At 31.3% G+C, this 5,641-nt stretch carries 6 protein-coding genes; all 6 read left to right on the forward strand.

Annotated elements, in window-relative coordinates:
- The coding region (locus COZ07_RS01765; protein WP_406606879.1) for a glycerophosphodiester phosphodiesterase at positions 1–486 on the forward strand (486 nt) is incomplete at its 5' end.
- 85 nt (positions 487–571) lie between these two features.
- Positions 572–1,201, forward strand: coding sequence for an MBL fold metallo-hydrolase (locus tag COZ07_RS01770; protein WP_406606880.1), 630 nt, complete (start codon positions 572–574; stop codon positions 1,199–1,201).
- Positions 1,202–1,274: 73 nt separating this feature from the next.
- Positions 1,275–2,531 (forward strand): adenosylhomocysteinase, encoded by a 1,257-nt coding sequence (locus COZ07_RS01775; RefSeq protein WP_406606881.1) that lies wholly within the window; start codon positions 1,275–1,277, stop codon positions 2,529–2,531.
- 256 nt (positions 2,532–2,787) lie between these two features.
- A complete protein-coding gene (locus COZ07_RS01780; protein ID WP_406606882.1) occupies positions 2,788–3,543 on the forward strand; it encodes a ComF family protein in 756 nt (251 codons plus the stop codon).
- A gap of 489 nt (positions 3,544–4,032) precedes the next feature.
- Positions 4,033–4,572 carry an HPF/RaiA family ribosome-associated protein gene (gene hpf, locus COZ07_RS01785; RefSeq protein ID WP_406606883.1) on the forward strand — a complete coding sequence of 180 codons (540 nt, stop codon included), beginning with the start codon at positions 4,033–4,035 and terminating at the stop codon, positions 4,570–4,572.
- 11 nt (positions 4,573–4,583) lie between these two features.
- Positions 4,584–5,288 (forward strand): hypothetical protein, encoded by a 705-nt coding sequence (locus COZ07_RS01790; RefSeq protein ID WP_406606884.1) that lies wholly within the window; start codon positions 4,584–4,586, stop codon positions 5,286–5,288.
- Positions 5,289–5,641 lie beyond the last annotated feature (353 nt).

Raw genomic sequence — 5,641 nt, forward strand, 5'->3', positions numbered from 1 at the left:
TATCCTAATGAACACATTCCTTCGCTTAGTGCAGTACTTAATATTTTAAAAGGAAAACTTTTTGTAAATATTGAGATTAAGGGAGGAGAAAGGATTTATCCTGGAATTATAGATAGGTTAGTAAAAGAGACAGAGAGTTTTGGATATAATAATATTCTTTTTTCTTGTTTTGATAGAAATACTGTAATTTTATTAAAAGAAAGATATCCCAAACTAAAAGTGAATGGCTTATATTCCAAGCTGATAATTCCAAAAAGGTATATTAATGGATTAGATGGGTTAAATCCTCACTACCTTTGGGGGACAAAAAGATTTATTTCTTATTTACATCAGTTGGATAAAGCTGTGTATGTATGGACAGTTAATAAAGATCTAGATATGATACGCTTTATTTTGTATGGAGTGGATGGTATTGTTACCAACTATCCTCAGGTTCTAAAAAAAATAAGCAAAGCACTACAAGCTATTTTTGGAGGTATTTGTTAAAGGATTCCCCTATTCTAAAACGAAAACTGCTTTAATAATTGGTATGGTTTAAAGTGAATATTATTATATGGAAGGGTTATAAAAAATGTTTCTAAAAAAACTAGTAGTAGGAGCGTTAGAAACCAATTGTTATTTGATTGGTTGTGAGAAGACTAAAAAAGCAGCAGTGATTGATCCGGGAGGGGAAGAAGAGGTAGATTTGATTTTAAACCTTTTACAAGAAAATAATTTTGATTTGAAATATATTATAAATACTCATGGGCATATCGACCATATTGCTGGTAATAGAAAGCTTAAAGGTAAGACCACGGCTTCTTTATTAATCCACAAATTAGATGCTGATATGTTAGTGGATACTAATAAAAATTTTTCCATCTTCATGGGTAAAGAAATATGTTCTCCTCCCGCAGATATTTTTTTAAAAGAAGGGGATGAGATAATTTTAGGTTCATTAAAGTTAACTGTATTCCATACCCCAGGTCATACTCCGGGTGGTATTTCTCTTATTTTAGATAATGTAATCTTTACCGGCGATACTTTATTTGCTGGAGGCATTGGCCGAACTGACCTACCTGGTGGCTCTTATCAAGATTTGCAGAGATCAATTAAAGAAAAATTGTTGATTTTGGGTAATGGTAAGATAATTTATCCTGGACATGGCCCAGATTCAACTATAGGTGAGGAGAGAAGAACCAATCCTTATTTGAAAAATTGACCAATTTACCGATTTAATATAAACTAAGGTATAATTTATAAAAGAATTTTAATAAAAGAAAGGAGTACAAGGGATGAATTATGGAATAAAGGATATTAAATTAGCTGAAAAAGGGAAAGATAGAATTGAATGGTCTGAAAATCAAATGCCAGTACTTTTAGCTATAAGAAAGAAATTCACTGAGAAAAGACCCCTAAAAGAGATTAAGATAGCAGCCTGTTTACATGTAACTACTGAAACAGCTAATCTGGTAAGAAATTTAAAAGCAGGAGGAGCGGAAGTATCCCTCTGTGCTTCCAATCCTTTAAGTACCCAGGATGATGTGGCTGCTTCTTTAGTTAAGGATTATGGGATTCCAGTATTTGCAATTAAGGGAGAGGATAAAGATGTTTATTATCAACATATTAACCAAGTATTAAATTATAGACCTAATATTACTATGGATGATGGAGCTGATTTGGTCTCCACGGTCCACTCTCAGAAAAAAGAATTAATTAAAGAGATTATTGCTGGGACTGAAGAGACTACCACTGGAGTTATTCGATTAAGAAGTATGGAGAAAAATAAAGCTTTAAAATATCCCATTATAGCTGTAAATGATGCACAAACTAAATATCTCTTTGATAATAGATATGGTACAGGACAGAGTACTCTTGATGGTTTGTTAAGAGCTACTAATATTTTAGTTGCCGGAAAGAAATTCGTGATCTGTGGATATGGTTGGTGTGCTCGAGGTCTAGCAATGAGGGCTAATGGTATGGGCGCTCAGGTTATAATTACCGAAATCGATCCTATAAAGGCATTAGAAGCAGTGATGGATGGTTATCAAGTTATGCCTATAAAAGAGGCAGCTAAAATCGGAGATATTTTTATTACTCTGACTGGTGATATAAATGTGATATCAGAAGAAGAGTTTCCTTTAATGAAGGACGGAGTAATTTTAGCTAATTCTGGACACTTTAATGTAGAAATTAATATAAGAGCTTTAGAAAATTTAGCAGTAAGTAAAAAGAAAATTAGAGAATATATAGAAGAATATATTTTAAAAAGCAGTAAAAAAATAAATCTTTTAGCAGAAGGTAGACTTTTAAATTTATCTGCAGCTGAAGGACATCCCGCAAGCGTGATGGATATGAGTTTTGCTAATCAAGCTTTATCTGTTGAATATTTAGTTAAAGAAGGTAAAACTTTAAGTAAGAAAGTGTATAGTGTCCCTGGAGATATTGATAAAGAGATTGCCAGACTAAAATTAGAATCGATGGGAATAAAGATTGATAAACTTACCGAAGAACAAGAAAGATACCTCTCTTCTTGGAAGGTGGGAACCTAACTAGTATTTAGTGAATAGTCGTTAGTGAATAGTATTCGAGTGTATAGCGTTTAGCGTATAGGAGCGGGCAGAAGAGATAAAGGGGAAGATAAGCTTTTAGTTTACAGTTTAAGATTAAGAAAATGAGATAGTCAGTTAATTAAACGGCTAACTGATGAACTAGTGAACTACTCTCTATTCTTTTTTCTTCTCTTAACTCGATACTCGATACTATATACTCAATACTAAATTAGGAATTTTACGAATTAAGGTTAGTATGAATCACCAAAATATGGTAGAATATATAAAAGAAGGGTTGCTTAATTTTATTTTTCCCTTAGATTGTAAAATATGTGAAAAACCTATTCGGGAATCTAAAGGATATTCAATCTGCGAGGATTGTTTTAAAACCATTGAATTAATTGAACAACCATATTGCATAAAATGCGGAAAACCTTTAATCTCTACAGATTACTTTAAATCTAACAGAGGAATCTTATGTTCTAATTGTAAAAGGAAAAAATATTCTTTTGAATTCTCTCGTTCTGTGGGAATATACCAGAAAGTATTAAAAGAGTGTATTCATCTCTTTAAATACTATGGAGAGAAAAAATTAGCTAAACCATTAGGAAAGTTAATGATAAATTATTTATTAAAGAATAATGAATTTAAAAAGAAAATTGACTTAATTATTCCTGTTCCTTTACATAAGAATGATTTTAAAAAAAGGGGATTTAATCAGAGTGTTTTATTAGGTAGGGTTATAGGAGATTATTTTTCTATCCCGGTAGGAAAAAGAGTTTTAATAAAGAAAAAATTAACTCCATTCCAGGTTAATTTATCTAAAAAAGAAAGAGAAAAAAATATTATTAAAGCCTTTGCTGTAGAGAGACCGGAAGAGGTTAAATACAAAAATATATTGATCTTAGATGATATATTTACCACTGGGTCTACTGTTGAAGAATGTGCTAAAGAATTAACAAAAGCACAGGCTAAGAATATCTTTGTTTTAACTTTAGCCAGGAGTGTTTAAAAAATAATATATCGCCTTTCCTTAGAGCTGTGGTTGAAAGTCGAAGCCAGTCGCAGGCGAAACGACCCACGTAAGGTAACCCTGATGATTACTGAGCATGGTGCGGCTTTGGAGTAAGTCCTGCCTTAACCTTAAGTGGTTATAAAAATAAGAGAAGAGTAATAGTGAGGGATAAAGTTCCTAAGCAAACCTCTCAGCAGGCGGGTGTGGGGGCAAAGACCAGGTCAGTCTAAGGAAAGGCGGACAAGATTTAATTAGTCGTTAGTGAATAGTGAATAGTCGTTAGTTTTAAATACAAAATGCAAGATACACAATTAGAGTTCTTAAACACAATTATTTTATCTACAATAAGTTTACGGAAAAAGGAAATTTCTATTCAATTAAATTAAAAATATTTTAAAAAAATTGTAAAATAAAAAAGGGTTTTTTTATTGGGACGGAGAATATAACTACATAAGTAAAATAACTATTACTAAGGGGGAAAAAGATATGAAAATTGTTATTAAAGGAAAACATATCGAAGTGACAGATGCGATCCGTAATTATCTGGAAAAAAGGTTAAGTAAAATTGAGAGGTATCTTGATCATATCTTAGAGGTAATAGTAACTTTTAGCGTGGAGAAAAATAGACATATTGTTGAAATAACTTTACAAGCAAATAGGGCTTTGATAAGAGCAGAAGAAGAAACAGATGATATGTATACATCCATAGATAAAGCAGTAGATAAATTGGAAAGACAGATAAAAAAGTATAAAGAAAAATTTTATCAAAAATCATACTCTAATACAGACAGAAAAGATTTGGGTTATGAAGAGGTTAGCCTTGGGGATGACCAATCCACAAAAATTGCTAAAATTGTCAAAACCAAAAAGTTTGCCATTAAACCAATGTCAGTGGAAGAAGCTGCGATGCAGATGGATTTATTGGGACACAACTTCTTTGTTTTTGCCAATGATACTACCAATAAAGTAAATGTAGTATACAAAAGGAGAGATGGGAATTTTGGATTGATTGAACCAGAATTCTAAGGAGAAAATTTATGGATAAAGGCAAATTACATGCATTTAGAAATTTTATCATCCCACCTCGTTTTAATTATGAAATAGAAGAAATCGAAAATGCTTTGAAAAATTTAAGCGAGATTCTTTTTGTAAAGATAATATTATCTGAAGAGAAAGATATTAAGGAAATTCATGTAATTACTAAAGATTCTGCCAATCCCAAAAAAATAACACGAGATATAGAATCATTTTTATTAGCCAAATACAATATTCAAGTAGATTATAGAAAAATTAGCATAGCTCAAGTAAAAGGTCAAGAAATAAAAGATGGACAAATAAAAGCAGAATTAGAATCTCCTTTAAGACTTAAATTCTCTAATATTAAAGTTTCCACTACTGGTAATCATTTTGAAGTCTTAGTGCAATTAGAAGGTAATGAAAAAATATATGAAGGTAAAGTCTCTGGAATAAATTGGGCTCAAAATCAGGAGTATTTAGTGGCTAAAGCTACCTTAGAAGGGATAAGCTCTTATTTAGAGGGTTCGGTTTTCTTTCAAGTGGAGGAAATAAAAAAAATTAGATTAGATAGTAAAGATATTGTAGTGATTTCAATTAATCTAATTGATTCAAAAAGAAAGGAAAATTTAGTAGGTTCTACGGTAATTGAAGATGACTTTAATAGAGCAGTGGTAAAAGCAATTCTTAAAGCTACCAATCGTAGGATCTTAAAAAAGGAAAATTGAATATAATTTTAGGTCGGTGAAGCCTTTATCTAGAACTAATAACGCAATAAATGATATAGTAAGTTTTGAAGCGAAGCGAAGCGGTTTTAATTGTTTGAAAAACAAATATAAACCGTGGAGGTGCTAAAAATGAAGATTAATAAGGCAAAACTAATCAGCTTATTAATTAGTGTCATGGCTTTACTATTAGCTGGTGGCGCTAAATTTAAATTGTAGAAGTTAATTAAAGATAAAAGGTTCACCGACCTAATTTTATTAAACTTTTAGGGGGAGATTATAACTTGCCATTAAAATTAAAAGTTTATATCGGAGCAGTAACCGGGTTAACTATTGCTCTTTTTATTTATTTGGTG

The organism is Candidatus Infernicultor aquiphilus (assembly GCF_002784285.1).
GTDB lineage: Bacteria > Atribacterota > Phoenicimicrobiia > Phoenicimicrobiales > Phoenicimicrobiaceae > Infernicultor > Infernicultor aquiphilus.